At 60.3% G+C, this 22,829-nt stretch carries 23 protein-coding genes; 8 read left to right on the top strand and 15 right to left on the bottom strand.

From position 1 onward, the window contains the following. The first annotated feature begins 105 nt into the window (after positions 1–105). Positions 106–2,217 (top strand): ATP-binding protein, encoded by a 2,112-nt coding sequence (locus KVG85_RS08610; protein ID WP_217863569.1) that lies wholly within the window; start codon positions 106–108, stop codon positions 2,215–2,217. A 38-nt stretch (positions 2,218–2,255) separates the two neighbouring features. Next, positions 2,256–4,889, top strand: a complete 2,634-nt coding sequence (locus KVG85_RS08605; RefSeq protein ID WP_217863568.1) for an excinuclease ABC subunit UvrA — start codon at positions 2,256–2,258, stop codon at positions 4,887–4,889. Positions 4,890–5,543: 654 nt separating this feature from the next. Here the strand turns inward: KVG85_RS08605 and KVG85_RS08600 are convergent. The 6 genes from KVG85_RS08600 to KVG85_RS08575 are packed head-to-tail and all read right to left on the bottom strand — an operon-like array spanning position 5,544 to position 10,972. Continuing rightward, on the bottom strand, positions 5,544–7,487 hold the full coding sequence (locus KVG85_RS08600) for a PAS domain-containing hybrid sensor histidine kinase/response regulator (protein ID WP_130926613.1): 1,944 nt from the start codon (positions 7,485–7,487) through the stop codon (positions 5,544–5,546). Then, on the bottom strand, positions 7,477–8,352 hold the full coding sequence (locus KVG85_RS08595) for a sensor histidine kinase (RefSeq protein ID WP_024012718.1): 876 nt from the start codon (positions 8,350–8,352) through the stop codon (positions 7,477–7,479). Before KVG85_RS08595 ends, KVG85_RS08600 begins: the two co-directional genes overlap by 11 nt. Further along, complete coding sequence (locus KVG85_RS08590; RefSeq protein ID WP_217863567.1) at positions 8,345–9,358, bottom strand: ATP-binding protein; 1,014 nt, start codon at positions 9,356–9,358, stop codon at positions 8,345–8,347. The genes KVG85_RS08595 and KVG85_RS08590 overlap by 8 nt, the downstream gene beginning before the upstream one ends. Then, positions 9,355–9,759, bottom strand: a complete 405-nt coding sequence (locus KVG85_RS08585; RefSeq protein ID WP_016774465.1) for an anti-sigma regulatory factor — start codon at positions 9,757–9,759, stop codon at positions 9,355–9,357. The genes KVG85_RS08590 and KVG85_RS08585 overlap by 4 nt, the downstream gene beginning before the upstream one ends. Beyond that, positions 9,756–10,118 (bottom strand): STAS domain-containing protein, encoded by a 363-nt coding sequence (locus tag KVG85_RS08580; protein ID WP_217863566.1) that lies wholly within the window; start codon positions 10,116–10,118, stop codon positions 9,756–9,758. Before KVG85_RS08580 ends, KVG85_RS08585 begins: the two co-directional genes overlap by 4 nt. 2 nt (positions 10,119–10,120) lie before the next feature. After that, a complete protein-coding gene (locus tag KVG85_RS08575) occupies positions 10,121–10,972 on the bottom strand; it encodes an STAS domain-containing protein (protein WP_137213425.1) in 852 nt (283 codons plus the stop codon). A gap of 260 nt (positions 10,973–11,232) precedes the next feature. On the opposite strand from KVG85_RS08575, the gene KVG85_RS08570 reads away from it, so the two are divergent. Beyond that, positions 11,233–11,496 (top strand): hypothetical protein, encoded by a 264-nt coding sequence (locus KVG85_RS08570; protein WP_041478793.1) that lies wholly within the window; start codon positions 11,233–11,235, stop codon positions 11,494–11,496. Between the two features lie 56 nt (positions 11,497–11,552). Here KVG85_RS08570 and KVG85_RS08565 read toward each other — a convergent pair whose 3' ends face one another. Continuing rightward, positions 11,553–12,074, bottom strand: coding sequence for a DUF4142 domain-containing protein (locus KVG85_RS08565; RefSeq protein WP_016774469.1), 522 nt, complete (start codon positions 12,072–12,074; stop codon positions 11,553–11,555). Positions 12,075–12,278: 204 nt separating this feature from the next. Here KVG85_RS08565 and KVG85_RS08560 point away from each other — a divergent pair, with 204 nt between their 5' ends. Together KVG85_RS08560 and KVG85_RS08555 are read left to right on the top strand one after the other, a co-directional pair. Further along, positions 12,279–12,533, top strand: a complete 255-nt coding sequence (locus tag KVG85_RS08560) for a DUF465 domain-containing protein (RefSeq protein WP_130909934.1) — start codon at positions 12,279–12,281, stop codon at positions 12,531–12,533. A 99-nt stretch (positions 12,534–12,632) separates the two neighbouring features. Next, entirely contained in the window at positions 12,633–12,797 is a 165-nt protein-coding gene (locus KVG85_RS08555) for a hypothetical protein (RefSeq protein ID WP_217863565.1), read from the top strand. Between the two features lie 108 nt (positions 12,798–12,905). Here the strand turns inward: KVG85_RS08555 and KVG85_RS08550 are convergent, their stop codons facing one another. The 3 genes from KVG85_RS08550 to KVG85_RS08540 all read right to left on the bottom strand — a co-directional run bounded on the left by KVG85_RS08550 (position 12,906) and on the right by KVG85_RS08540 (position 16,099). Then, a complete protein-coding gene (locus KVG85_RS08550; RefSeq protein WP_217863564.1) occupies positions 12,906–13,982 on the bottom strand; it encodes an SMP-30/gluconolactonase/LRE family protein in 1,077 nt (358 codons plus the stop codon). Continuing rightward, complete coding sequence (locus KVG85_RS08545) at positions 13,979–15,124, bottom strand: sterol desaturase/SRPBCC family protein (RefSeq protein ID WP_217863563.1); 1,146 nt, start codon at positions 15,122–15,124, stop codon at positions 13,979–13,981. The genes KVG85_RS08550 and KVG85_RS08545 overlap by 4 nt, the downstream gene beginning before the upstream one ends. Before the next feature lie 111 nt (positions 15,125–15,235). Further along, positions 15,236–16,099, bottom strand: coding sequence for a LysR family transcriptional regulator (locus tag KVG85_RS08540; protein ID WP_024012724.1), 864 nt, complete (start codon positions 16,097–16,099; stop codon positions 15,236–15,238). Positions 16,100–16,449: 350 nt separating this feature from the next. On the opposite strand from KVG85_RS08540, the gene KVG85_RS08535 reads away from it, so the two are divergent. Both KVG85_RS08535 and KVG85_RS08530 read left to right on the top strand, forming a co-directional pair. After that, a complete protein-coding gene (locus KVG85_RS08535) occupies positions 16,450–16,926 on the top strand; it encodes an MbcA/ParS/Xre antitoxin family protein (protein WP_217863562.1) in 477 nt (158 codons plus the stop codon). Beyond that, positions 16,923–17,417 (top strand): RES family NAD+ phosphorylase, encoded by a 495-nt coding sequence (locus KVG85_RS08530; RefSeq protein WP_016774476.1) that lies wholly within the window; start codon positions 16,923–16,925, stop codon positions 17,415–17,417. The genes KVG85_RS08535 and KVG85_RS08530 overlap by 4 nt, the downstream gene beginning before the upstream one ends. A gap of 104 nt (positions 17,418–17,521) precedes the next feature. Here the strand turns inward: KVG85_RS08530 and KVG85_RS08525 are convergent, their stop codons facing one another. Together KVG85_RS08525 and KVG85_RS08520 are read right to left on the bottom strand one after the other, a co-directional pair. Continuing rightward, positions 17,522–17,839, bottom strand: coding sequence for an SCP2 sterol-binding domain-containing protein (locus tag KVG85_RS08525; protein WP_016774477.1), 318 nt, complete (start codon positions 17,837–17,839; stop codon positions 17,522–17,524). 63 nt (positions 17,840–17,902) lie between these two features. Further along, positions 17,903–18,613 carry a histidine phosphatase family protein gene (locus KVG85_RS08520; RefSeq protein WP_217863561.1) on the bottom strand — a complete coding sequence of 237 codons (711 nt, stop codon included), beginning with the start codon at positions 18,611–18,613 and terminating at the stop codon, positions 17,903–17,905. A gap of 204 nt (positions 18,614–18,817) precedes the next feature. Between KVG85_RS08520 and sohB the strand changes: the two genes are divergently transcribed. Next, positions 18,818–19,849: a protease SohB gene (gene sohB, locus KVG85_RS08515; RefSeq protein ID WP_016774479.1), complete on the top strand. Its 1,032-nt coding sequence runs from the start codon at positions 18,818–18,820 to the stop codon at positions 19,847–19,849. A 67-nt stretch (positions 19,850–19,916) separates the two neighbouring features. Here the strand turns inward: sohB and KVG85_RS08510 are convergent, their stop codons facing one another. The 3 genes from KVG85_RS08510 to KVG85_RS08500 all read right to left on the bottom strand — a co-directional run bounded on the left by KVG85_RS08510 (position 19,917) and on the right by KVG85_RS08500 (position 22,742). Beyond that, on the bottom strand, positions 19,917–20,411 hold the full coding sequence (locus KVG85_RS08510; protein WP_110599338.1) for a DUF934 domain-containing protein: 495 nt from the start codon (positions 20,409–20,411) through the stop codon (positions 19,917–19,919). Next, complete coding sequence (locus KVG85_RS08505; protein ID WP_217863560.1) at positions 20,395–22,053, bottom strand: nitrite/sulfite reductase; 1,659 nt, start codon at positions 22,051–22,053, stop codon at positions 20,395–20,397. Before KVG85_RS08505 ends, KVG85_RS08510 begins: the two co-directional genes overlap by 17 nt. A gap of 470 nt (positions 22,054–22,523) precedes the next feature. After that, positions 22,524–22,742 carry a DUF2970 domain-containing protein gene (locus KVG85_RS08500; RefSeq protein WP_217863559.1) on the bottom strand — a complete coding sequence of 73 codons (219 nt, stop codon included), beginning with the start codon at positions 22,740–22,742 and terminating at the stop codon, positions 22,524–22,526. Positions 22,743–22,829: the final 87 nt, after the last annotated feature.

Raw genomic sequence — 22,829 nt, 5'->3', positions numbered from 1 at the left:
GCGATGAAACCAATGCGTTTTCACAGCCTCGAAACACACGGGCGTCGCGTCGTTGTAGCGTTGCGATAGATCGGAAAACCGCAAAAAAGGACACTGAGTCAGGCGATGCAGTTTTTATCCGAAAGCCACGGCTGTGAAGGCTGGAAAGGCGAAATGGCCGAACGCATCCGTGCGTTCGACTGGAGCCACACCGAACTTGGCGCGCTCGCCGAATGGCCGGCCAGCCTGTGCAACACCGTGCAACTGATGCTGGCTTCGCCGTTGCCGATGGTGATGCTGTGGGGGCACGCCGGCTACATGATCTACAACGACGCTTATTCCGAATTTGCCGGTGGCCGCCATCCCTATCTGCTCGGGGTTCCGGTTGAGCTGGGCTGGCCGGAAGTCGCCGAGTTCAACCGTCACGTCGTTGACACCTGCCTAGCCGGTGGCACCTTGTCCTATCGCAACAAAGAGCTGGTATTGCTGCGCGACGGCGTGCCCGAAGACGTCTGGATGGATTTGTATTACAGCCCGGTGGCCAACGACGAAGGCGTGCCCGGCGGCGTCATGGCGATGGTGGTCGAAACCACCGAACTGGTGCATTCCGAGCGCCTGCGTCAGGCGGCCGAAGATGCCTATCGCGCCGACAACGAGCGCGTGCGTCTGGCGCTGAATGCCGGCGCACTGCTTGGCTCGTTTGTCTGGGACATCAAGAACAATCGCTTCTCCGCTGACGAACGTTTCGCCCGCACCTTTTCCTATCCGCCGGATCAGGACCTGAGCGATCTGCAACAGGACATCGCCGAATCGCGCATTCACCCTGACGACCACCCATGGGTCCAGGAGCGGGTCGCCCACTCTGTGCGCACTGGCGAACCCTATAACGCCGAATACCGTGTGCAGCGCGGCGATGGCCAATATCTGTGGGTGCTGGCCAGTGGTGCCTGCGAGTTCGATGAAGACGGAAGGCCGTTTCGCTTCCCCGGTGTGCTGATCGACATCCATGAGCGCAAGAATGCCGAAGAATCACTGCTCAAATTCACCCGCAACCTCGAACAGCGCGTGGCCGCCGAGGTGAATGCGCGGCTGGCGGCTGAGGAACAACTTCGCCAGTCGCAGAAACTCGAAGCCATCGGCGGCCTGACCGGTGGTGTTGCCCATGACTTCAACAATCTGCTGCAAGTGATCGCCGGCAACCTGCATCTGCTCGCTCGGCATGAGCCCAACAATGCCAACGTGCAGCGCCGGGTCGGGGCTTCGCTGGCTGCGGTCGAGCGCGGGGCCAAACTGTCTTCGCAATTGCTCGCATTTGCCCGCCGGCAACCGCTGTCACCGGCCGTGTGCAACCCAGAACAGATTTTCGAAGGCGTTGGCGAGTTGCTGCAACGCGCCTTGGGCGAAACCATTCAGATCGACATGCAACTGCCGCCGCAGCCGTGGCATATCAACGTCGACCGCAACCAACTGGAAAACGCGATTCTCAATCTGGCCATCAACGCCCGCGACGCGATGAAGGGCGAGGGCGTCATCGGCCTCAGTGCCGCCAATGTCTGCCTGGACAGCGAATATTGCGCCGGCAAGGGCATAGCGGCCGGTGAGTATGTTCGCGTGGCGGTCACCGACACCGGCGTGGGTATTGCCCCACAAATGCTGGAACAGGTTTTCGAACCGTTCTTCACCACCAAGGCCGACGGCCAGGGCACCGGGCTCGGTCTGAGCATGGTTTTCGGCTTCGTCAAACAGAGTGGCGGCCACGTCGAGATCGACAGCAAGCTCGGCGAAGGCACGCGGGTGCAGTTGTATTTCCCGCGCAGTCTGCGTCCGGTTCGCGAAGAGACCGCCAGTGTCGGCGAACGCAAGAGCGGCGGCCACGAAACCATTCTGGTGGTGGAAGACAATGACGCGGTGCGCGCTTCGGCGGTGGAGTTGCTGCGCGAGGAAGGCTATCGGGTGATGACCGCGTGCAATGGCGACGTGGCCATGCAGATGTTGCTGGAAGGCATCGAGATCGATCTGATCTTCACCGACGTGGTCATGCCCGGCCTGATCAAGAGCTCCGATCTCGCTGCTTGGGCCAAGGTGCAGACACCGCCGGTGCCAGTGCTGTTCACTTCCGGGCATACCCGCGACATCATTTCCCGCGACCACCAACTCAGCCCCGATACCCATCTGCTCGGCAAACCCTACAGCCCGCAAGCTTTACTGCAGATGATTTGCGAGGTGCTCGGCACCTGATGCCGAGCGCTGCCCAGTTTTTCAATCAAGGCAGGCCGATGATTTCCAAGCGCAATTCCAAAGCACCCGCCGGCATGGTTCGCGTGCGCGGCGCCCGCGAACATAACCTGAAGAACGTTGATGTCGATATTCCGCGCGATGCGCTGGTGGTGTTCACCGGCGTCTCCGGTTCGGGCAAGTCGTCGCTGGCGTTTTCCACGCTGTATGCCGAGGCCCAGCGGCGTTATTTCGAATCGGTGGCGCCGTACGCGCGGCGGCTGATCGATCAGGTCGGCGTGCCGGATGTCGATTCCATCGAAGGACTGCCACCCGCCGTCGCTTTGCAACAGCAGCGCGGCACGCCGAGCGCGCGTTCGTCGGTGGGCAGCGTGACGACGTTGTCGAGCCTGATCCGCATGCTCTATTCCCGCGCCGGCCGTTATCCGCCGGGGCAGCCGATGTTGTATGCCGAAGACTTTTCACCGAACACACCGCAGGGCGCCTGCCCGGAGTGTCATGGACTTGGTCGCGTCTATGAAGTGACCGAAGCGCTGATGGTGCCGGACCCGAACCTGACCATCCGCCAGCGTGCAGTGGCGTCCTGGCCCTTGGCGTGGCAGGGGCAGAACCTGCGCGACATCCTGGTGACCATGGGCATCGATGTCGACATTCCGTGGAAAAAACTGCCGAAAAAGCAGCGCGACTGGATTCTCTTCACTGAAGAGACGCCGACGGTGCCGGTGTACGCCGGGCTGACCCCGGAAGAAACCCGCGTCGCGCTCAAGCGCAAAATGGAACCGAGTTATCAGGGCACCTTCACCGGCGCGCGGCGCTACATCCTGCACACCTTCACTCACTCGCAAAGTGCGCTGATGAAGAAGCGTGTTTCGCAGTTCATGCGCGGCAGCCCGTGCCCGTTGTGCGAGGGCAAACGGCTCAAGCGCGAGGCGTTGTCGGTAACCTTCGCCGGCTACGACATCGGTGAGCTGTCGCAGATGCCGTTGCTGCAAGTGGCCGAAGTGCTGCGGCCTGTAGCAGCGGCAAATTATCTGGAACAGGCCGAGGAGAGCGGCGACACCCTCAGCCATGCGCAAACCCGCGAGGCCCGTCAGCAGCGTGTCGCCCATGGCGCGAGCGGTCACGCCAGCGCGCCGGACGTGCGCCACACGCCAAACCTGTCGCTGGAGAAACGCTTGGCGGCGCAACGCATCGCTGAGGATTTGCTGGAGCGGGTCAGCACCCTGACCGATCTCGGCCTGGGTTATCTGGCGCTGGAACGCGGTACGCCGACGTTGTCGTCGGGCGAGTTGCAGCGTTTGCGCCTGGCCACGCAATTGGGCTCGCAGCTGTTCGGAGTCATCTATGTGCTGGATGAACCGTCTGCCGGCCTGCATCCGGCGGATGGCGAGGCGCTGTTCGAAGCGTTGCAGCGCTTGAAGGCTGATGGCAACACGCTGTTTGTGGTCGAGCACGATGTCGAGACCATGCGCCGGGCCGACTGGCTGATCGACGTCGGTCCGGCAGCGGGCGAAAAGGGCGGGCGCGTGCTGTACAGCGGTCCGCCTGCGGGACTTGCTGATGTTGCAGATTCACAGACTCGCGCTTATCTGTTTGCCGAAAAGCATCGCCCTGATCGCGCCCCGCGCAAGCCCAGCGGGTGGCTGAAGCTGGACGGCGTCACCCGCAACAACCTGAATAATCTCAGCGCCGAATTCCCCTTGGGCTGTTTCACCTCGGTGACCGGCGTATCGGGTTCTGGCAAATCGAGTCTGGTCAGTCAGGCCTTGCTGGAACTGGTCGGCGCGCAGCTGGGCCGTCCGGTGGCCGAGGCAGAGTCAGAAGAACCGAGTCTGGAAGATGACACGCCGCCGCCCAGCACCGGGCAGATCAGCGCCGGCCTGGAGTCGATCAAACGCCTGGTGCAGGTTGATCAGAAACCCATCGGACGCACGCCGCGCTCCAATCTGGCGACTTACACCGGGTTGTTCGACAACGTGCGCAAGCTGTTCGCCGCGACTCCCGAAGCGCAAGCGGTGGGCTATGACGCAGGGCAGTTTTCTTTCAACGTCGCCAAGGGCCGTTGCGCTACTTGCGAGGGTGAGGGGTTCGTCAGTGTGGAATTGCTGTTCATGCCCAGCGTGTATGCGCCATGCCCGACCTGCCACGGAGCGCGCTACAACCCGCAGACATTGGCGATTCTCTGGCAGGGCTTGAGCATCGCTCAGGTGCTGCAACTGACTGTCGATGAGGCGGTGTCGGTGTTTGCCGAGCAGGCAGGGATTCGTCGTTCGCTGGAGGTGCTGCGCGATATCGGTCTGGGTTACTTGCGCCTCGGGCAACCGGCCACGGAACTGTCCGGTGGTGAGGCGCAACGGATCAAACTGGCGACCGAGTTGCAGCGCAGCCAGCGTGGCGCGACCTTGTATGTGCTGGATGAGCCGACTACGGGATTGCACCCGAGGGATGTCGATCGCTTGCTGGAACAGCTCGATACGCTGGTGACGGCGGGGCACACGGTGATTGTGGTCGAACACGAAATGCGCGTGGTCGCGCAGAGCGACTGGGTGATCGACATCGGCCCAGGGGCCGGCGATCAGGGCGGCAGGATCGTCGCCGCCGGCACACCACAGAAAGTCGCGGCGAGCAAGAAGAGCAAGACTGCGCCGTTTCTGGCTCGGGCTTTGAGCCGATAATGGCGGCGCCCCGCCAGACGCCTTCGCGAGCAGGCTCGCTCCCACAGTTTTGAATGGTGTACCCGGACAGATCGTCACACACCAGATCCCCTGTGGGAGCGAGCCTGCTCGCGAAAGCGGAATGTCAGTCGCAGATCAGCTGACTGAACGAACGCCTTCGCGAGCTTGCTCGCTAAAGCGGAATGTCAGTCGCAGATGAGCTGACTGGACGGACGCCTTCGCGAGCAGGCTCGCTCCCACAGTTTTGAATGGTGTACCCAGAAAGGTGGCCATCCCCGGATACCCCTGTGGGAGCGAGCCTGCTCGCGAAAGCAGAATGTCAGTCGCAGATGAGCTGACTGGACGGACGCCTTCGCGAGCAGGCTCGTTCCCACAGTTTTGAATGGTGTACCCAAGGTGGCCATCCCCGGATCCCCTTGTGGGAGCGAGCCTGCTCGCTAAAGCGGAGTGTCAGTCGCAGATGAGCTGAGTGAACGGACGCCTTCGCGAGCAGGCTCGTTCCCACAGTTTTGAATGGTGTACCCAAGGTGGCCATCCCCGGATCCCCTTGTGGGAGCGAGCTTGCTCGCGAAAGCGGAGTGTCAGTCGCAGATGAATTGACTGGACGGACGCCTTCGCGAGCAGGCTCGCTCCTACACGGGGATGTGTGTCAGTTCAGGCGCCATCCAGCGTGCGGCGGACCTTGTCGAGCAGTTCGCTGATCTGGAACGGTTTGACCAGCATGTCCATGCCGGTGCCGAGGAAGACCTGGCGGTTAAGCGCGGTTTCGGCGTAGCCGGTCATGAACAGGATCGGCAACCCCTCGTGCCAGCCACGGGCAACATCCGCCAGTTCGCGGCCGCTCATGCGCGGCAAGCCGACGTCGGTCAGCAGCAGGTTAATGGATGGGTCGTTCTGCAAGCGCTCCAGCGCCGATTCGATATCCGCCGCTTGCGTGCAGCGGTAGCCGGCATCTTCCAGCACTTCGGTGACGAACAAGCGCACCGTGGCCATGTCCTCGACGATCAGCACATGCTCGCCACTGCCTTTGGCGTCAGGCACGGGCACAGGCGCGTCGGCCCCGGTCGGGTCGTTGGTGCCCGGCAGCATGATCGTCACTTCGGTGCCACGCCGGGCGACGCTACGAATGTGCGCGTCACCGCCGGACTGACGGGCAAAGCCGTAAATCGTTGACAGACCAAGCCCGGTGCCCTGGCCCAACGGCTTGGTAGTGAAAAACGGCTCGAACACCTTGTCGATCACGTTGTGTTCGATGCCGGTGCCGTCGTCGCGTACCGACAACGCCACGTACGCGCCATCGGCCAGATTCGGATCGCCGTGGGAATACGCGGCGTAAGTATTGACCCAGATATTGCCGCCGGAGGGCAGGGCATCGCGGGCGTTGATCACCAGGTTGAGCACCGCGCTTTCCAGCTGCACCGGGTCGACCAGCGCAATCGCCGGTTTGTTGGTCAGTTCCAGCTTGAGGGTGATGCGCTCGCCGATGGTGCGCACCAGCAATTCTTCCAGCGAGCGGACATGCTCGTTGATGTCCACCGGCCGTGTATCGAGCGGCTGCTGCCGGGCAAATGCCAGCAGACGATGGGTCAGCGAGGCCGCGCTCATCGCTGAGTTCAGCGCTGCTTCGGTGTAGAACTGCACCTTGTCCAGACGCTCATCGGCCACGCGTTTCTGGATCAGTTCCAGGCTGGTGATGATCCCGGTGAGCAGGTTGTTGAAGTCGTGGGCGATACCGCCGGTGAGCTTGCCCAGCGCATCCATTTTCTGCACTTGCAGCAATTGCGCTTCGGCGTGCACGCGCTCGGCGACTTCTTTGGCCAGCTGCGTGGTGGTGTCATCCAGTCGCGCCAGATGCGAGCGCTCGCGGTGACGGTGTTCGGTGACGTCCTCGACGAACACCAGGCTCAGCTCTGGCGTGCGATACGGCGAAATCTGCCATTGCGTCTCGCGAATCTCGCCCTGCACGCGCATGTTCAGCGTGCCTTTCCAGCGCTCGCCGTCGACCAGACGCAGACGCAGTTCATCGAGGATCGAGCATTGATCTTCGGCAAAGCATTCACGCAGCGCCTGCGGATCGCGGTTATCGACGATCAATTGGGCGAATGCGTGATTGCACTCATGCACTTTCAGATTGGCATCGAGCACCGCGATCGGCGCCGAGACGTTGGCGAAGATCTCGCGGAAACGCGCCTCGCTTTCGCGCAGGGCATTTTCCGTGTCGCGCACCCGCAGCAGGGTACGCAGCGTCGCCAAGAGCACATCGGGGTCGACCGGGTGAATCAGATAAGCATCGGCGCCCGCGTTGAGGCCGGTGATGATGTCGCCGGTCTGGATCGACGCCGCTGACACATGAATCACCGGCAGCAGCGCGGTGCGCGGGTCGGCGCGCAACAGGCGGACGATGTCGAAACCGCTCATGTCCGGCAGGTTGACGTCGAGGATCAACGCATCGAGGGCTTCGCTCTCGATCAGGGCCAGGCCGTCGCTGCCGGTGCCGGCTTCGAGCACCGTGTAGCCGTGGCGCTCCAGGCGCCGACGCAGGGCGTAACGGGTGGCGACGTTGTCATCGACAATCAACAGGCGGATGTCACGATTCATCGACGTTCTCCAGAGCGATTGCCAGCGGGATGATGACAAAGAACGTCGAGCCCACGCCCGGCGTACTGTCTACCCCGACTTCACCGCCGAGCAGGGCGGCGAAACGCTTGCATAGTGACAGACCCAGACCGGTGCCGCGCAGACGTTTCTGCAATGGCGAATCGACTTGGGAGAAGTCTTCGAACAGCGTGTCATGCAACTCGGCCGCGATGCCGATGCCGGTGTCGCTGACGGCAAAGCGCACCTTGTCTTCACCTTCCAGTCGCGCCGACACGCGCACTTCGCCACGGGTGGTGAATTTCAGCGAGTTGGAAATGAAGTTGCGCAGGATCTGCCCGAGCTTCTTGTCATCGGTATACAGGCGCGGCAGGCCCAGCGGCTCTTCGAAGATCAGATCCACCGCCGAGGCGTCGACGATTGGCCGGAACATCCCCCGCAGGGCCGAAAACAGGTCGAACATGTCGAACCAGGCCGGCGAGATGCTGATGCGCCCGGCTTCGATCTTCGCCAGATCGAGCAGGTCATCAACCATGTCGCTGAGCTCGCGGGCAGCGGTGCTGACGAAGGCCACCTGCTTGTGCTGTTCAGGGCTGAGCGGACCGTCGAGTTCGTCAGCGAGCAGACTGTTGATGCTCAGAATCGAACCCAGCGGTGTACGGAATTCATGGCTCATGTATGACAGGAAGCGGCTCTTGAGATCCGATGCCTGACGCAGTTCTTCAGCCTGAGTGTCGAGCTCGGCGTACAGCGCCAGCACGCCCTGGTTGGTTTCATCGAGCTCTTCGCGCAGGGCAGTGGTTTCGCGCTGCAACTGAGCGATGAGCGCCGCCTGTTCGGCATGGCTCAAGGTAGTCGATTCAGCCATGGGCGGCCTCCAGAGCAACGACCAGTACCGTCACGTCATCGCGACCACGACAGAAGTCGCGGTGCAGGACGCTGGCTATCACGGACGGATGGCGATGCACCAGGCCGGGGTAGTCTGCAAGATTCCAACGGGACTGTAAGCCGTCGCTGTACATGATCAATAAATGTCCGTTCACGTGAGCATAGTCAAAGGGTTTGGCTTTACGGTACTGGCCGCCAACGATGCCGGGGTGCGAGGCCAGGCCACGGGATTTGCCAGCCTCGAGCAGACTGGCGCCAATGTTACCGACACCGGCGAACGTCAGGCCATCGCGCTGGCTGTCGAACTGCGCGAAAGCGACCGCGCCGCCGCGGGTGCCGAGCATTTCCTGATGCAGGTCTTCCATCAATACCACTGGATCGGCAAACGGCGCCCGGGCGAATGCCTGCGCCCCGGCCAGGCCTGCGCGCTCGGCGTCTTCGCCATGACCGAGGCCATCGACCACCAGCGCGCTGATCCGCGAGCCTTCATACGTCAGATGCCAGACATCGCCGCAGGCTGGATCGGCATGCAGCGAATGCTGGCTGACGCCGAAGCGGATATCGGCCTGACGATCGCTGCGCGGAAAAATTCGCGCCAGCAACACCGCGCCACGGTGGTCTGCGTAGACATCGAAGACATTGGTCTGCCGCGATACGGCGCCGAGGCCGATGCCTTGCGTGCCGCCAGTGGAAAAACCGTCCGCCAGACAGGCATCCAGATCAAAGCCCTGCGCGCGATCCACAGTCTGCATCTCGATGCCGAAGCCGTTGCCTGGTCGCGCCAGCACACGCAGGTGAAATTCACCGCGCTGGGCATGCTTGAGCACGTTGCTTGCCAGTTCCGTCGCGACCAGCGCCACGCGTCCGGCATCGTTTTCGTCGAAGCCATGCTGCTCGGCGAGTTTCTGCGCGGTGCGCCGGGCGTGGCCGATCTGGCTGCTGTCCTCGATCGGCAGAACCTGGGTCAACGACCCGGTGATATTCATGTCCATCGTGTGATCGTAATGCGCGTGCCTTTGCCGGGCTCAGTGTCGAGTTCGAATTCATTGACCAGGCGCTTGGCGCCGGTCAGGCCGAGGCCTAGTCCGCTGCCGGAAGTCCAGCCGTCGGTCATTGCCAGTTTGATGTCGGGGATGCCCGGGCCTTCGTCGCGGAAGGTGATGCGCAAACCGACCCGGCCGTTTTCCTCGAGGATCTGCCAATCCATGTCGCCGCCGCCGCCATAGACCATGGTATTGCGCGCCAGCTCGCTGACGGCGGTAACCAGTTTGGTCAGGTCGATGAGGCGCATGCCACATTCGGTGGCGAGCTTGCGCGTGGTCTGGCGAGCCAGTACCACGTCCTGTTCGATCAGGATGGGTTGAGTACCGCTGCTGCGCACGGTCATTGTGCAAGTACTCGTTCCCGCAGCAGTTTCATTCCGCGTTCGACGTTGAGCGCGGTGCTGACACCCGGCAACGTCATGCCCAGCTCAACCAGGGTGATCGCCACCGCCGGTTGCATGCCGACCAGCACGGTTTCGGCGTCCATGATTTTAGATAGACCGGAAATCGTGCCGATCATGCGCCCGATGAACGAATCGACCATGTCCAGCGCCGAAATGTCGATCAACACCCCGCGGGCCGAGGTCTTGCTGATGCGCTCGGACAGATCGTCCTGCAGGGTCATCGCAAGTTGATCATGCATGTCGACCTGAATGGTCACCAGCAAGAAATCGCCCATTTGAAGAATCGGAATACGTTCCATGGTCAAGCCGTCTTGACGAGGCTGACACCCAAGCGGGTCAGGGCCAGTTTCAAGGCGTCGGCCAGGTTGGCCTTGGTCACGACGCCTTGCAGATCCAGACCGAGGTGCACGATGGTCTGGGCGATCTGCGGACGCACGCCGCTGATGATGCAATCAGCGCCCATCAGGCGAATCGCGGTCACGGTTTTCAGCAGGTGCTGGGCGACCAGAGTGTCGACTGTCGGCACGCCGGTGATGTCGATGATGGCGATTTCCGAACCGGTGTCGACGATGCGTTGCAGCAGCGATTCCATCACCACTTGCGTGCGCTGCGAATCGAGGGTGCCGATCATTGGCAGGGCGAGTACGCCGTCCCACAGCTTGACCACCGGAGTCGACAGTTCCAGCAGCTCTTCCTGCTGACGCTTGATCACCGCTTCGCGGGATTTCTGGAAGGTGCCGATGGTGTGCATGCCGACCGTATCGAGCAGTTCGGAAACTTCCAGCAGTTGCTCGGCGAGCAGTGCCGGCTGGTCCTGATAATGGTTTTGCAGCAGGGCGAACAGCGGACCTTTCAACGCGAAGATGAAGTTGGCGGTTTGCTGGGAATCCTGGCCGAGCAGGGCGCGGCTCTGCGACAGTTTTTCAAGGAACTGACGGGTATCTTCCCAACCTGCGGCGGCAATCTTGCTGCCGTTGCCGTTTTCCAGACCGGCCAGCAGCAGGGAGAGCAAGTCGCGGGTTTGCTGAGCGAGGTCGTGTTCTTTGAGATTGCGCGTGGCGCCGCTGGCTTCGAGGCGTTTGGTCCATTCGCTCAGCAGATGAGCCTGGTTGTTCCTGATTGCTTCAACTGTGCTGTTCTGCAGTGCTGCCATGTGCGTGTCGCTCCGTTACGTATAGGGGCCGGCTCAGCGAAATGACCGGCGCGAATTGACTGACATTTGCCGCTTGAAATAGTTGTTCACCCAGCGGCGAATTTTTCTGCCTGCCGCGTCGAACGCCCCGCTAACTCTAGTCGGCGTGGCAGCAGGCAACGATGTTTTGAACGAATCTGCGGCGTCAGGCTTCGAATCTGCATGCCCGACGTTTTCCAGTCGTGCTGGAAGAAGGAGGCAGGACTATGAATGAGGTGGATATGAACGAGCAAGCGCCGCAACAGCAAAATCAGTCCTCAGAGTCAATTAACCGCAACGACCCGGCCATCGACCCGCAGACACCGGGACAAAATACCCCCGCGCCGGCTGAAGAAGGACAAGCGGACAGCGCGGCTGCCGAGGTCGATCAGAAGCAGCATCACAACGACAACAGCAACGACTTCAGCCCCGGCTTCAAGCCTGACCCGGACCGTCCTGAACCGGGCGAAAGCACCGACGCCGATATCGACACCGATGGCGGTTGATCGCTGAAACGCAAAAAGGCCGCATCGAAGGATGCGGCCTTTTTATTGCCGGGCGGTTACTTGCTCGGATGTTTGGCTTGCAGCTCTTTGGCGTGGGCCAGGTGTTTTTCCAGCGCTGGCAGCATCTTCTGCGCGAACGCTTTCAGTTCAGTGGCGCCTTTGGCCTTGTCATCGGTCACGGTGTTAGCCTGTTTCTTGAACAGCTCGATGGTTTCTTCGTGAGCCTTGACCTGGTTGTTGGCGTAGGCAGCATCGAAGGATTCATCGCGCATGTCGAGAATCTTTTCCTTGGCCTGTTTGACCAGGGTGGTGGTGTCCGGGACTTCGATGTCGTTGGCCTTGGCAATTGCTGCCAGCTCATCGTTGGCTTTGCTGTGATCGGTGATCATCTGATTGGCAAAGGCTTTGATGTCAGCTGACTGGCTTTTTTCCAGCGCCAGGCGGCTGGTTTCGATTTCAGCGATGCCGCCGGCGGCGGCGTTATCGACAAAGTCATTGTCGGTCGCGGCAAAGGCGCTGCCCATGCCGGCAGACAGTGCAACAGCCAGAGCGAGATGACGCAGGTTGAATCCGTCCATTGGGTATCTCCACGCAGGTTTTTGTGAGCGTTATCCAATGGAGCGAACGCAAACGCCAAAGGTTTTATCGCATTTACGACAGGGCGACGAACGGCAACCGCTGGTCTGACAGGGTGTCGACAGAAGCCATTGCGCAAGGCCATGCTGATAACGAGTCAGCGCATCGGTCGCGCTGGTTGTCGATCAATTTGATGGAGGTGTTTCATGCCGGTTTCACATGATCTGTATCAGGACCTGGGCTGCAAAAAGGAAGAGATCGAGCAAAAACGCTCCGAGGACGCGAAGCTGGATTCGCTGCTCAACAAGTATTTCGATGTCGATAAAGCGGTCGTCGAGGCCGAGAACGCCCAGTCCGATGCCCCCACTGACGACGAGCTGAAAAAGCTCAAAGAGAAGCGTGTGATCGTCAAGGAACAGATCGTCGCCCAACTGGCCGGGCAGCCGCTGACGGGACAGTAATTGTCCGACCCGTGGTCACCCTGTGAAGGGAACGGCAACGGCCAACGGCACCTCCAATGTGCAGAGTCTGCAAACCATCGACTCGTTGTGAGGTGCCTTATGAACGACCCCAAATTCCCCAGTGAAGAGCAGGGCGGCTTCGACCCGATTCCGACCCGCCCTGAACCCAACAGCCCCGCGCATACCACAGCGCATCCGGAAAAAACCGTGAAAGAACTGCCGGCGGATGAAGATCCGGAGAAGTTCGACCGGTCCAGCAACTGACAGACCGCCTTCACAAGCAGGCTCGCTCCCACATTTGGAATTCGTTTCCCCTGTGGGAGCGAGCCTGCTCGCGAAGGCGTCAGTCCATTACATACAAATCCCGCTGGCTCACTTAAGCGCCGCATCCAACCCCATCCGCCCCATATGCCTCGCCTTCAACGATCCGAAATACAACCACTGCCCATACTCGCGCACCGTGGTAATCGGCGAATAATTGCCTTCGCTCGCGTCCTGCAGATTGGCAATCACCTTGCCGTCCAGATCCAGTCCCAGCACAAACCCACGCTTCTCGACAGGCTTGGGCAAAACCGTCAACGCCCGCACGATCATCTTGCGTACGAACGGGTGCTGCGCGGTGCCATCGAGTAACGCGTTGCGCGGCGCGTACAACGCTACCCAAAAGCGATTGCTGCCATTGAACGAGAGGTTGTCCGGCAGCCCCGGCATGTTGTCGATGAACACGTCATTGGTGCCTGCCTTCGGCCCGCTCAGCCAGTAGCGGCTGATGCGGTAAGCGCCGGTTTCATTGACCAGCACATAGGCTTCGTCCGGACCAAGAGCGACGCCGTTGGCGAACTGCAGTTTGTCGAGCAGCACGCTGGTCTTGCCGGTCTGAAAGTCGTAGCGCAGCAAGCGTCCGTCGGCGCCATGTTCGATGATTGCCTCACCGTCCTGGCCGTAGCCCCAGCGGCTCGAGGCATCGCTGAAGTAGGCGTAGTGGCCTGACTTGTCGACCGCTACATCATCGGTAAATCCAAATGGCACGCCGTTGGCCTCGGTGGTCAAGGGGATCACGCGGCCTTGTGCATCCAGCGACAGCAAGCCTTTGACCGCATCGGCGATCACCAGCATGCCGTTCGGATGACGGGCGAGGCCCAAGGGACGGCCACCGGTGTCGGCCAGGACCTTGCGCTGCGAGCCGTCGAGGCTGCTGCGGATCAGCCGGCCGTCATGCAATCCGGTGATGAGAAATTCGTCTTCCAGCAGCAGCGCCTCAGGCCCTTCGATGTCGCTCGGCCCGACCTTCACCACAGCTTTGAGGCGCTGGTTGTCCGCGTAGATGCCTTCCTTCAGCGAGGGCGCCGGTGGCGGCGTCCAGGCGACCGGTTCGACCTTGGTCGGCAGCAACAACAAGAAGGCGATGACCAGAGCGATCAGCAGGCACACCACATAACGTAATTTCACGCGCTGGCCCTCGCCGCGCCGATGTACTGCGCGGTAGTGTCGCGCAGGGCAAGCATGGACGCGGCAGACTCGCGCTCGATACGCCGCTTGAGCAACAGGCGATTGGCCAGACGCATAAACAAGCCGTCAAAGCGATATTCCAGCGTACGCACGAAACGCGTGCCGCCAGCCTCCGCCGAGGACTCGTAAGTCAAACGCAGGGACAGACCCTGATCACTTTGCGCGCGTGCGCACCAGCGCCGGCCCGGCAGGTATTCAGTGACTTCCCAGCGCAAGTGACCGGCACGTCCGCCGGCATGGATGTCCTCTTCGAAACGCGCACCGGCATGCAGTGGACCTTGCGGACCGTCAATCTTCAATGAGGAGGGATGCCAGTCCGGCCAGTGACTGACGCTGGCGGCATAGGCCAGCACAGCGACCGGTTCGCCGGCGATATCGATCTGGTGCTGCATGCGCGTCATGGGCATTTTCGAATGACTCAAAGGGGCGGATTCCGGCTCGCGGTACAGCGTGCCGAACAGGTAGTCCATCAAGGGCAGAACGATGTTGAAATTGCGCTCCTGCATGCGCTCGCGGCGGTGATGCAGTTCATGCAGACGGCGCATCTGGCGAATCCACGGCAAACGGGCCAACGGATTTTGCGGGGGCAGATGCTCACAGGCATGGAACACCTCATAGAGCAGATAACCGAGCACCATGCACCCGCCGAAAAGCCCGGCGACATTGGTGTTGACCTGTGCGAGCAGCCACCACAGAGGCAGGGTGATCAGCAGCGTATGAATGACGATCAGCCAGGCTGGAAACAGGATCACTCGCCAGTCCCGCGCGCTGTCGTAGGTCATGTAGCCGGGGGTGAAAAAGCTGTGATGGTCGCCGGCATGCCGTGCATAGAACATCTTTGCGAAGGATTTTTTGTGATGGCCCAAATGGCGATGGACCATATACACGCCGAAATTGAACCACAGCAGGCTCAGCGGCACGGTCAGCCACTCCAGCCAGCTCACCGAATGCACCGTGCGCCAGAAGGCAGCGACGGCGAAAATGCCGAACAGCAACACGAACGCGCCATGCAACCACGGGTTGTACAAAGGATGAATGGCCGCGCGGTAGCGGCTGCGAAATGCCTCGGTGGTCTGCCTCAACGCTTTCACCTGCGGGTATTGTTGTTATACCCGGCAGATTAGCCGATCCGCTGATTTGTGCAGGGCGAACCTTGAGGTCACAAGCGCCATGCTCTGGACTGAAGCTGTCCGTCAGCTCAACGGATTCCAGCGCTGTGACCAGTCGTCATCGGTGCGGATCACCTCGCGCAACAAATCGAAAGCCTGTTGCAGCACTGCCGAGTCGCGATCACGGGAATACACCAGATAGGTCGGATAACCGAATTCCGGCGCTTTGGTGACGGCTTCCAGGGCACCGGTCTCCAGGTAAGTGCGCACAACGCGAGTGCGGAAATAGCCGCTGCCGCCATGTTCGAGGATGTATTGCAGCGCCAGCGGGCCAAGGTTGAAGCTCAGCGCGGCTTTGGCTTTTTCCGGCAGGGCGGCGTCGTGCTGACGGCGGAAATCCGGGCCCCAGTCGATGTAGACGTAAGGCTCCGGACGCTCGGGCGCGCGCACCAGAATCAGTTTTTCCTCCAGCACTTGCTCGACCTGCAAACCCGGCCAGTATTCCGGTTGATAGACCAGCGCGGCATCGAGCACACCGAGTTCGAGCTGACGCAACAGGTTTTCGCCATCGCGAATCTCCATGCGCAATGCGTGCCCGGGTATTTTCTCGCGCAGTTCCGCCGCCCAACTGAGCATCAGCGGATTGCACAGGCTGACCTCGCCACCGATGTGCAGAACGTTGTGATAACCCTCCGGCAGCGGCAAGTCGCGGCGCGCGGCTTCCCAGGTCTGCACCAGTTGATTGGCGTAGATCACAAACGCTTCGCCATTGGCCGTCAACTTCGCCCCGGCACGATTGCGCACAAACAGCGTACTGCCCAACTGGCTCTCGAGTTTCTGCACCCGCGCGGTGATCGCGGTTTGTGTGACGAACAGCTTCTGCGCGGCGGCGGCGAGACTGCCGTGGCGGACGATTTCGAGGAAGGTGCGGGCGAGGTCGATGTCCATGGGGCAGGGCCGATGTCTGGATGTGGGGCGCATTGTAAGTCAAAAGTCCATCTCCCCAACTTGAAAGCAACGACGGATTGAACCGCTGAAAATTGCGTTTGAGTCCTACGGAAACAGGAGCGTTTTGATCAGATTCGCGGATATTTCTGACGACGTTTTCAGGTTGGTCGTCGGACGCCGGGTCTATAGCATCAGTCCTGACATTGAAGTCATCGAGCGCACAGATCGCTCTGGACCCGGACAAAGGATGGACTATGCGAATCCCACTGATTGAAAGCCATACGCCTGCTTACTCGCCTCGCCATTATTGGCGCGACGATCGCGCTAGGTGTCCCTCGGAGGACGTTGCCATGCCGAGCGCCAAAGTGCCCCGGCTCACGGGCTTGAAGAAGCTCGAGGGCAAGCCTCTGGAGTTGCTGTTGCGCGGGCAGGATACCGGCGACGATCCGATGCTGATCCTGCGCTGCACAAGCGAAGGATTTGAGCTGCTCGATGTGGTCAACATGATCGCAACCTCCGAGCTGTACCAACAGGGAGAGATGGTCAAACGTATCACCGGCAAATCCGTGAGAACCGTGCGACGCCTGCTCAAGGAAGGCGCGCCGGTGCGCCTGGACACGCCGCAGAGCGTGATCGCCTACCAATATGCCGCTGCGCTGGAACTGGCCATCGAGGTGTTCGGGCGACAGGCCAAGGCCGAATCATGGCTGGAGCAACGCGCCACTTACTTCTACGGTTATGTGCCGCTCGATCTGGTTGGACATGCGCTGGGCTTCAGGATGGTGGAGGAGTATCTGAACCAGATCAAATACGGGGTTCATCAATGAACCCCTTGCCCTGGGATGATCGCTGGTACGCCTGGCGGCTGGATCGCGAGGTGTACAGCGAGACCTGGGACAGCGGCCTCGGATCGAAACGGGACGGCGGCCGCTGGAATACGCCCGGCCGCAGAGTCGTTTATGCGTCGGTCGACCCCTCCACGGCGATACTGGAGGTGGCCGCCCATGGCAGCTTCGATGCGCTTGATCAGGAACCCTATGTGTTGACCTGTTTTGAAATCACCCACGACGCCAGCGTCAGAATCGTGCAACCGGAAGATGTGCCCAACCCGCATTGGCTTACCCCGATCAAAACCTCGCCCAACCAGCGAAAGTTTGCCGATGCACTGTTGGCTGAACATCCATTTGTTCTAGTGCCTTCGGTTGCCACCCGACACTCGTGGAATTTGCTGGTGAGTTGCGATCTGGCGGAGGGGCAGTTCAGGATGGTTTCGCAAGAGCGGTTTGGGCTGGATACGCGGTTGTTGCAGGAGGGTTGATCGTACCTCCGTGAGCGGAGCGCGAAGCCGAGCCCTGCGCTGATCCCCTTGCATGAACGACAAATCCCGCCAAAGGGCGGGATTTGTTTGAACCAGGCTGCTTCTTACGAAGGGAACAGCTCGGACAGTTTCATCGACAGCATCATGTCGCCTTCAACGCGCAGCTTGCCGCCCATGAAGGCCTGCATGCCGTCGGTTTCGCCGCTGACGATGTCTTTCAGGGTCTGGCTGTCCAGCACCAGCGTGCAGTTGGCGTCCGGGTTTTCACCTTCCTGAATGTCGCAGGTGCCGTCTTTGACGATCAGTGCGTATTGCTTGTCTTCGTCGGTGATGTTGAAACCGAAGACCAGGTCCAGACCGGCAGCGGCGGCTGGGTTGAACTTGGCTTGCATTGCTTTTACGGCATCAGCTACGGAGGTCATGGTTCGATCCTTTCTTGGTCATGGGAGCTGGGTGGTTACAGCCAGGGTCACAGTAAGCCGGACTCAGCGAAAAGTGATGAGTTCCGGGGCCTTCAGCAGTTGCAGGTGTGCGTGACTGTTGAAGGAAGCCAGAGCCACCTCGCGACCGCGAAACTTCAGTTGGTTGAGCGAGGTGTTGACGATTTGCCAGTTCAATTCAAAGGCCTGTCTGGCAGGCATTTGCGTAATCAGATGGAGCAGGGCAGTGATGGTGCCGCCGGAGGTAAACACGGCGATTTTCTGGTTCTTTTCCGCCAGGTCGAGGATGCGGTGCAGCCCGGCCTGAACCCGTTCGACGAAACCCAGCCAGCTTTCCAGTCCGGGTGTGTCGTAGGTGCCAGCAAGCCAGCGCTCGACGATCAGGGCGAAGATGCGCTGGAATTCACCGCGGTTCTGCGCGGCGTTGCGCAGGATGTCGAGGGCTTCCGGCTCTTCCGGCAGCATGGCCGGGAGCAGGGCGCGGATCACCGCGTCGGCGTCAAATTCGTTGAAAGCGGAATCGGTTTCGAGGGCTGGAACCGGCAGGCCTCTGGCGCTGAATTGCTCCAGTGCACTGGTGGCGGTGTGCTGTTGGCGGCGCAGATCACCGGCAAGGCAACGATCGAAGCTGATACCGAGGTCGGCGAGGTGCTGGCCGAGGATTTCTGCCTGGCGCACACCGGTCGGCGACAGGACGTCGTAATCGTCTGCACCAAAGGAGGCCTGGCCATGTCGTATCAAATAGATGCTGCCCACGTCCGCGTCGTCCCGGTACGTTGAAGGTCAGGCGAGGTTATGAGGATGGCGTAAGGCTGTCAATGAAAAAACATACGCTTGTTTGAAATGCCCGTTACAGGCGTGTTGCCAGAGGTTTCACGGCTGGCCGACGAGCCGGCGCATGGGTATGCTGGAGCCATTCCGCGTGTAATACACCGTCACGCATTGCTTTGAGGAGTCTCTGTGGATTTTTTCACCGAATACGCCAGCTTCCTGGCCAAGACCGTCACGCTGGTGATCGCCATTCTGGTGGTGCTGGCCAGTTTTGCTGCATTGCGCAGCAAGGGCCGGCGCAAATCGGCGGGCCAGTTGCAGGTCAGCAAGCTCAACGATTTCTACAAGGGCCTGCGTGAACGCCTGGAGCAGACCCTGCTCGACAAGGATCAGCTCAAGGCATTGCGCAAGGGAGAAGCGAAAACAGAAAAAAGCGCGAAGAAACAGAAGAACAAGCCTGAGACCAAATCCCGGGTGTTCGTGCTCGACTTCGACGGCGATATCAAGGCTTCCGCCACGGAAAGCCTGCGCCACGAGATCACCGCGCTGCTGACCCTGGCCACGCCGAAAGACGAAGTGGTTCTGCGTCTGGAAAGTGGCGGCGGCATGGTGCACAGCTATGGTCTGGCGTCGTCACAATTGGCGCGCATTCGCGACGCCGGGGTGCCACTGACCGTGTGCATCGACAAGGTCGCAGCCAGTGGCGGCTACATGATGGCGTGCATCGGCGACAAGATCATCAGCGCTCCGTTCGCCATCCTCGGTTCGATCGGCGTGGTCGCGCAATTGCCCAACGTCAATCGCCTTTTGAAGAAGCACGATATCGATTTCGAAGTGCTGACCGCCGGTGAGTACAAGCGCACCCTGACCGTGTTTGGCGAAAACACCGAAAAGGGCCGCGAAAAATTCCAGGAAGACCTCGACATCACCCATCGCTTGTTCAAAAACTTCGTCGCCCGTTATCGCCCGCAACTGGCGATCGACGAGGTGGCTACCGGTGAGGTGTGGCTCGGAATCGCTGCGCTGGAAAACCAACTGGTGGACGAACTGAAGACCAGCGATGAATACCTGGCACAGAAGGCCAAACAGGCCGAGGTCTATCACCTGCACTACGCCGAGCGCAAAAGCCTGCAGGAACGCATCGGCATGGCCGCCAGCGGTTCGGTGGACCGCGTGCTGTTGAGCTGGTGGAGCCGTCTTACCCAGCAACGCTTCTGGTAAACCGCAGGCATAAAAAAACGCCGGTCACATGACCGGCGTTTTTGTGTCCGCAACAAATATCCGACGCTTAGCGGCGACGGAACAGCGGCAGTGGTTCGTCAGCGGCAGCCTGGTAAGTCACCGAGAAGTCCTTGAGGCCTTCCAGTGCTTCGTACGGGTCTTTATCCGCGCGAATGGCAAAGGCGTCGAAACCGCAGCGATGCATGTAGAACAATTGGTCCCGCAGTACATCGCCAATCGCCCGCAGCTCTCCTTTGAAACCATAGCGGTCACGCAGCAGGCGGGCATTGGAGTAGTTACGGCCGTCGGTAAACGCCGGGAAGTTCAAGGCGATCACCTGAAACCTGGCGACGTCCTCACCGATTTCCTCGGCCTCTTCATCAGCATCCAGCCATACACCCAGGCCACCATCGCGGGCCAGGAGCATGCGGCTGTGTTCGCGCCACAGCTGCAGCGGCACGATCAAGTCGTCGCAGTTGCTGATTTCATCGATGTTGAAATCCTTCGGCAGCAGGTGCCAGGTCTCGTCGACGACTTCGTTGTTCTTAATGATTCGCTGCATAGACGCGTTCCTTGAAGAGGTCGATGCCAATACGCTGATAGGTGTCGATGAAGCGCTCGTCTTCGGTACGTTGTTCAACGTACACGTCGATCAGCTTCGAGATCACGTCAGGCATGGCTTCCTGTGCGAAGGACGGGCCGAGGATCTTGCCCAGGCTCGCATCACGGCTGGCGCTGCCGCCGAGGGAGACCTGATAGAACTCTTCGCCTTTCTTGTCCACACCGAGGATGCCGATGTGGCCAACGTGGTGGTGACCGCAGGCGTTCATGCAGCCGGAGATGTTCAGGTCCAGTTCGCCGATGTCGAACAGGTAATCCAGATCATCGAAACGACGCTGGATCGATTCGGCAATCGGGATCGACTTGGCGTTGGCCAGCGAGCAGAAGTCACCGCCCGGGCAGCAGATGATGTCGGTCAGCAGGCCGATGTTCGGCGTGGCGAAACCGCCTTCACGCAACTCGCCCCACAGGGTGAACAACTGGCTCTGCTCGACATCGGCAAGAATGATGTTCTGCTCGTGGGAAGTGCGCAGTTGACCGAAGCTGTAGAGGTCGGCCAGATCGGCGACGGCGTCGAGTTGCTTGTCGGTGATGTCGCCAGGGGCAACACCGGTCGGTTTCAACGACAGCGTCACAGCCACATAGCCCGGCTTCTTGTGCGCCAGGGTGTTGCGGCTGCGCCAGCGGGCGAAACCCGGATGCTCCTGGTCCAGATCGGCCAGTTGCGTAGTCTGGTTGTCGAGGGTTTTGTAGTCCGGGTCGACGAAATGCTTGGCGACGCGATGCAGTTCGGCCTCGGTCAGCGTGGTCTGGCCACCCCGCAGGTGCTCCATTTCCGCATCGACTTTCTGCGCGAACACTTCTGGCGTGAGCGCCTTGACGAGGATCTTGATCCGCGCCTTGTATTTGTTGTCGCGACGGCCGTAGCGGTTGTATACCCGCAGGATGGCGTCGAGATAGCTCAGCAGGTCTTGCCAAGGCAGGAATTCATTGATGAATGCGCCTACCACTGGCGTACGACCGAGGCCACCGCCAACCAGCACGCGGAAGCCCAGCTCGCCAGCAGCGTTATGGACAGGCTCCAGACCGATGTCGTGGACTTCGATGGCAGCACGGTCACTGGTCGAGCCGTTGACGGCGATCTTGAATTTGCGCGGCAGGTAGGCGAATTCCGGGTGGAACGTGGTCCACTGACGGACGATCTCGCACCATGGGCGCGGATCAATCACTTCATCGGCGGCGACGCCGGCAAACTGGTCGGTGGTGACGTTGCGCAGGCAGTTGCCGCTGGTCTGGATGGCGTGCATCTGCACGGTCGCGAGTTCGGCGAGGATGTCCGGGATGTCTTCGACCGCCGGCCAGTTGAACTGCACGTTCTGCCGCGTACTGATGTGGGCGTAGCCCTTATCGTAGTCGCGGGCGATCTTCGCCATCATGCGCACCTGACGCGAAGTCAGCTGACCGTAAGGCACGGCCACGCGCAGCATCGGCGCGAAACGCTGGATGTACAGGCCATTTTGCAGGCGCAGGGGGCGGAATTCTTCTTCGCTCAGCTCACCTGCCAGATAGCGTCGGGTCTGATCACGGAACTGCTTGACGCGGTCCTCGATGATCCGCTGATCGTACTCGTCGTATACGTACATATAAGTCCTGTTCTCAGGCTTGGGCTACTCGGAAAACGCTGCGTTTTCGCTTGCTGGAGTCCGATGTTGCCTCTGCAATTCTGCGCGCACGGCCGCGCACTCCGTCACGGAGCCGGGGCAATATACCCGTTTGCAGTTATGCGCAAAAGTGATGTTTGAGTATATGTAAAGAACCAAATCGCCTAACGCGAATGCCGGTCATCTAATCCACATTTGTCGTGCGGACAATCATCGTCTTAACTGTGATCGAGTCTTTGTGCAATCACCGATAAAACCGACAAGAGGCGATGCAATGAGCAACCCGACCAAAGCCAGGAAAAGCGACAGTAGCGTCGACGCGTGGGCCATTTTGTTCCTGATCATTCTCGTTGTAGGGACAGCGGTCTTCTGGGTCAGCCATCAGTAAATCAGCGTTCCGGGCCTTTCTTTCAGGGCCCGGATAGCTTGAGTTGGCGCCTTGCCTGGTGCCATCACACCCCGGCCAGATACAACACCAGTTTGACGATGGCGAACAATGTCAGGCCGAACACGGCCGTGAACAAAACCCCCAGAATCACAAAGTGGCCGGGTTTGCCGTGGGTAAAATCCCTTTCCCGGTTCTTGCCGCTTTGCACGCCGAACGCTGCTGCCATGACGCTTTGCAGCATCTGCCATAAGCTCGGCGGTTTGTTGTCGACTGGATCGTCCATAAATCCCTCCGCGAAAAATCGTCCTCCGAAGCATAGTCAATCAGTGTGGTCCCGAATGCCACGTTACAACTTTTGCACGACGGATAT

Origin of the sequence: Pseudomonas triticicola, assembly GCF_019145375.1 — a bacterium.
In the GTDB taxonomy this organism is placed as follows: Bacteria; Pseudomonadota; Gammaproteobacteria; order Pseudomonadales; family Pseudomonadaceae; genus Aquipseudomonas; species Aquipseudomonas triticicola.
Note: the sequence above shows the minus strand (reverse complement) of the source record. Positions and strands in the feature narration are given on the sequence as shown.

Excerpts from the sequence above, each read along its gene's own strand:
- KVG85_RS08595 (WP_024012718.1), bottom strand. The coding sequence starts at position 8,352 with ATGGCTGAATCGACTACCTTGAGCCATGCCGAACAGGCGGCGCTCATC.
- KVG85_RS08580 (WP_217863566.1), bottom strand. The coding sequence starts at position 10,118 with ATGGAACGTATTCCGATTCTTCAAATGGGCGATTTCTTGCTGGTGACC.
- KVG85_RS08505 (WP_217863560.1), bottom strand. The coding sequence starts at position 22,053 with ATGTACGTATACGACGAGTACGATCAGCGGATCATCGAGGACCGCGTC.
- KVG85_RS08570 (WP_041478793.1), top strand. The coding sequence starts at position 11,233 with ATGAACGAGCAAGCGCCGCAACAGCAAAATCAGTCCTCAGAGTCAATT.
- KVG85_RS08605 (WP_217863568.1), top strand. The coding sequence starts at position 2,256 with ATGATTTCCAAGCGCAATTCCAAAGCACCCGCCGGCATGGTTCGCGTG.
- KVG85_RS08535 (WP_217863562.1), top strand. The coding sequence starts at position 16,450 with ATGCCGAGCGCCAAAGTGCCCCGGCTCACGGGCTTGAAGAAGCTCGAG.
- KVG85_RS08585 (WP_016774465.1), bottom strand. The coding sequence starts at position 9,759 with ATGACCGTGCGCAGCAGCGGTACTCAACCCATCCTGATCGAACAGGAC.
- KVG85_RS08555 (WP_217863565.1), top strand. The coding sequence starts at position 12,633 with ATGAACGACCCCAAATTCCCCAGTGAAGAGCAGGGCGGCTTCGACCCG.
- KVG85_RS08530 (WP_016774476.1), top strand. The coding sequence starts at position 16,923 with ATGAACCCCTTGCCCTGGGATGATCGCTGGTACGCCTGGCGGCTGGAT.
- KVG85_RS08590 (WP_217863567.1), bottom strand. The coding sequence starts at position 9,358 with ATGAATATCACCGGGTCGTTGACCCAGGTTCTGCCGATCGAGGACAGC.
- KVG85_RS08560 (WP_130909934.1), top strand. The coding sequence starts at position 12,279 with ATGCCGGTTTCACATGATCTGTATCAGGACCTGGGCTGCAAAAAGGAA.
- KVG85_RS08500 (WP_217863559.1), bottom strand. The coding sequence starts at position 22,742 with ATGGACGATCCAGTCGACAACAAACCGCCGAGCTTATGGCAGATGCTG.
- KVG85_RS08510 (WP_110599338.1), bottom strand. The coding sequence starts at position 20,411 with ATGCAGCGAATCATTAAGAACAACGAAGTCGTCGACGAGACCTGGCAC.
- KVG85_RS08600 (WP_130926613.1), bottom strand. The coding sequence starts at position 7,487 with ATGAATCGTGACATCCGCCTGTTGATTGTCGATGACAACGTCGCCACC.
- KVG85_RS08575 (WP_137213425.1), bottom strand. The coding sequence starts at position 10,972 with ATGGCAGCACTGCAGAACAGCACAGTTGAAGCAATCAGGAACAACCAG.
- KVG85_RS08540 (WP_024012724.1), bottom strand. The coding sequence starts at position 16,099 with ATGGACATCGACCTCGCCCGCACCTTCCTCGAAATCGTCCGCCACGGC.
- KVG85_RS08610 (WP_217863569.1), top strand. The coding sequence starts at position 106 with ATGCAGTTTTTATCCGAAAGCCACGGCTGTGAAGGCTGGAAAGGCGAA.
- KVG85_RS08565 (WP_016774469.1), bottom strand. The coding sequence starts at position 12,074 with ATGGACGGATTCAACCTGCGTCATCTCGCTCTGGCTGTTGCACTGTCT.
- KVG85_RS08525 (WP_016774477.1), bottom strand. The coding sequence starts at position 17,839 with ATGACCTCCGTAGCTGATGCCGTAAAAGCAATGCAAGCCAAGTTCAAC.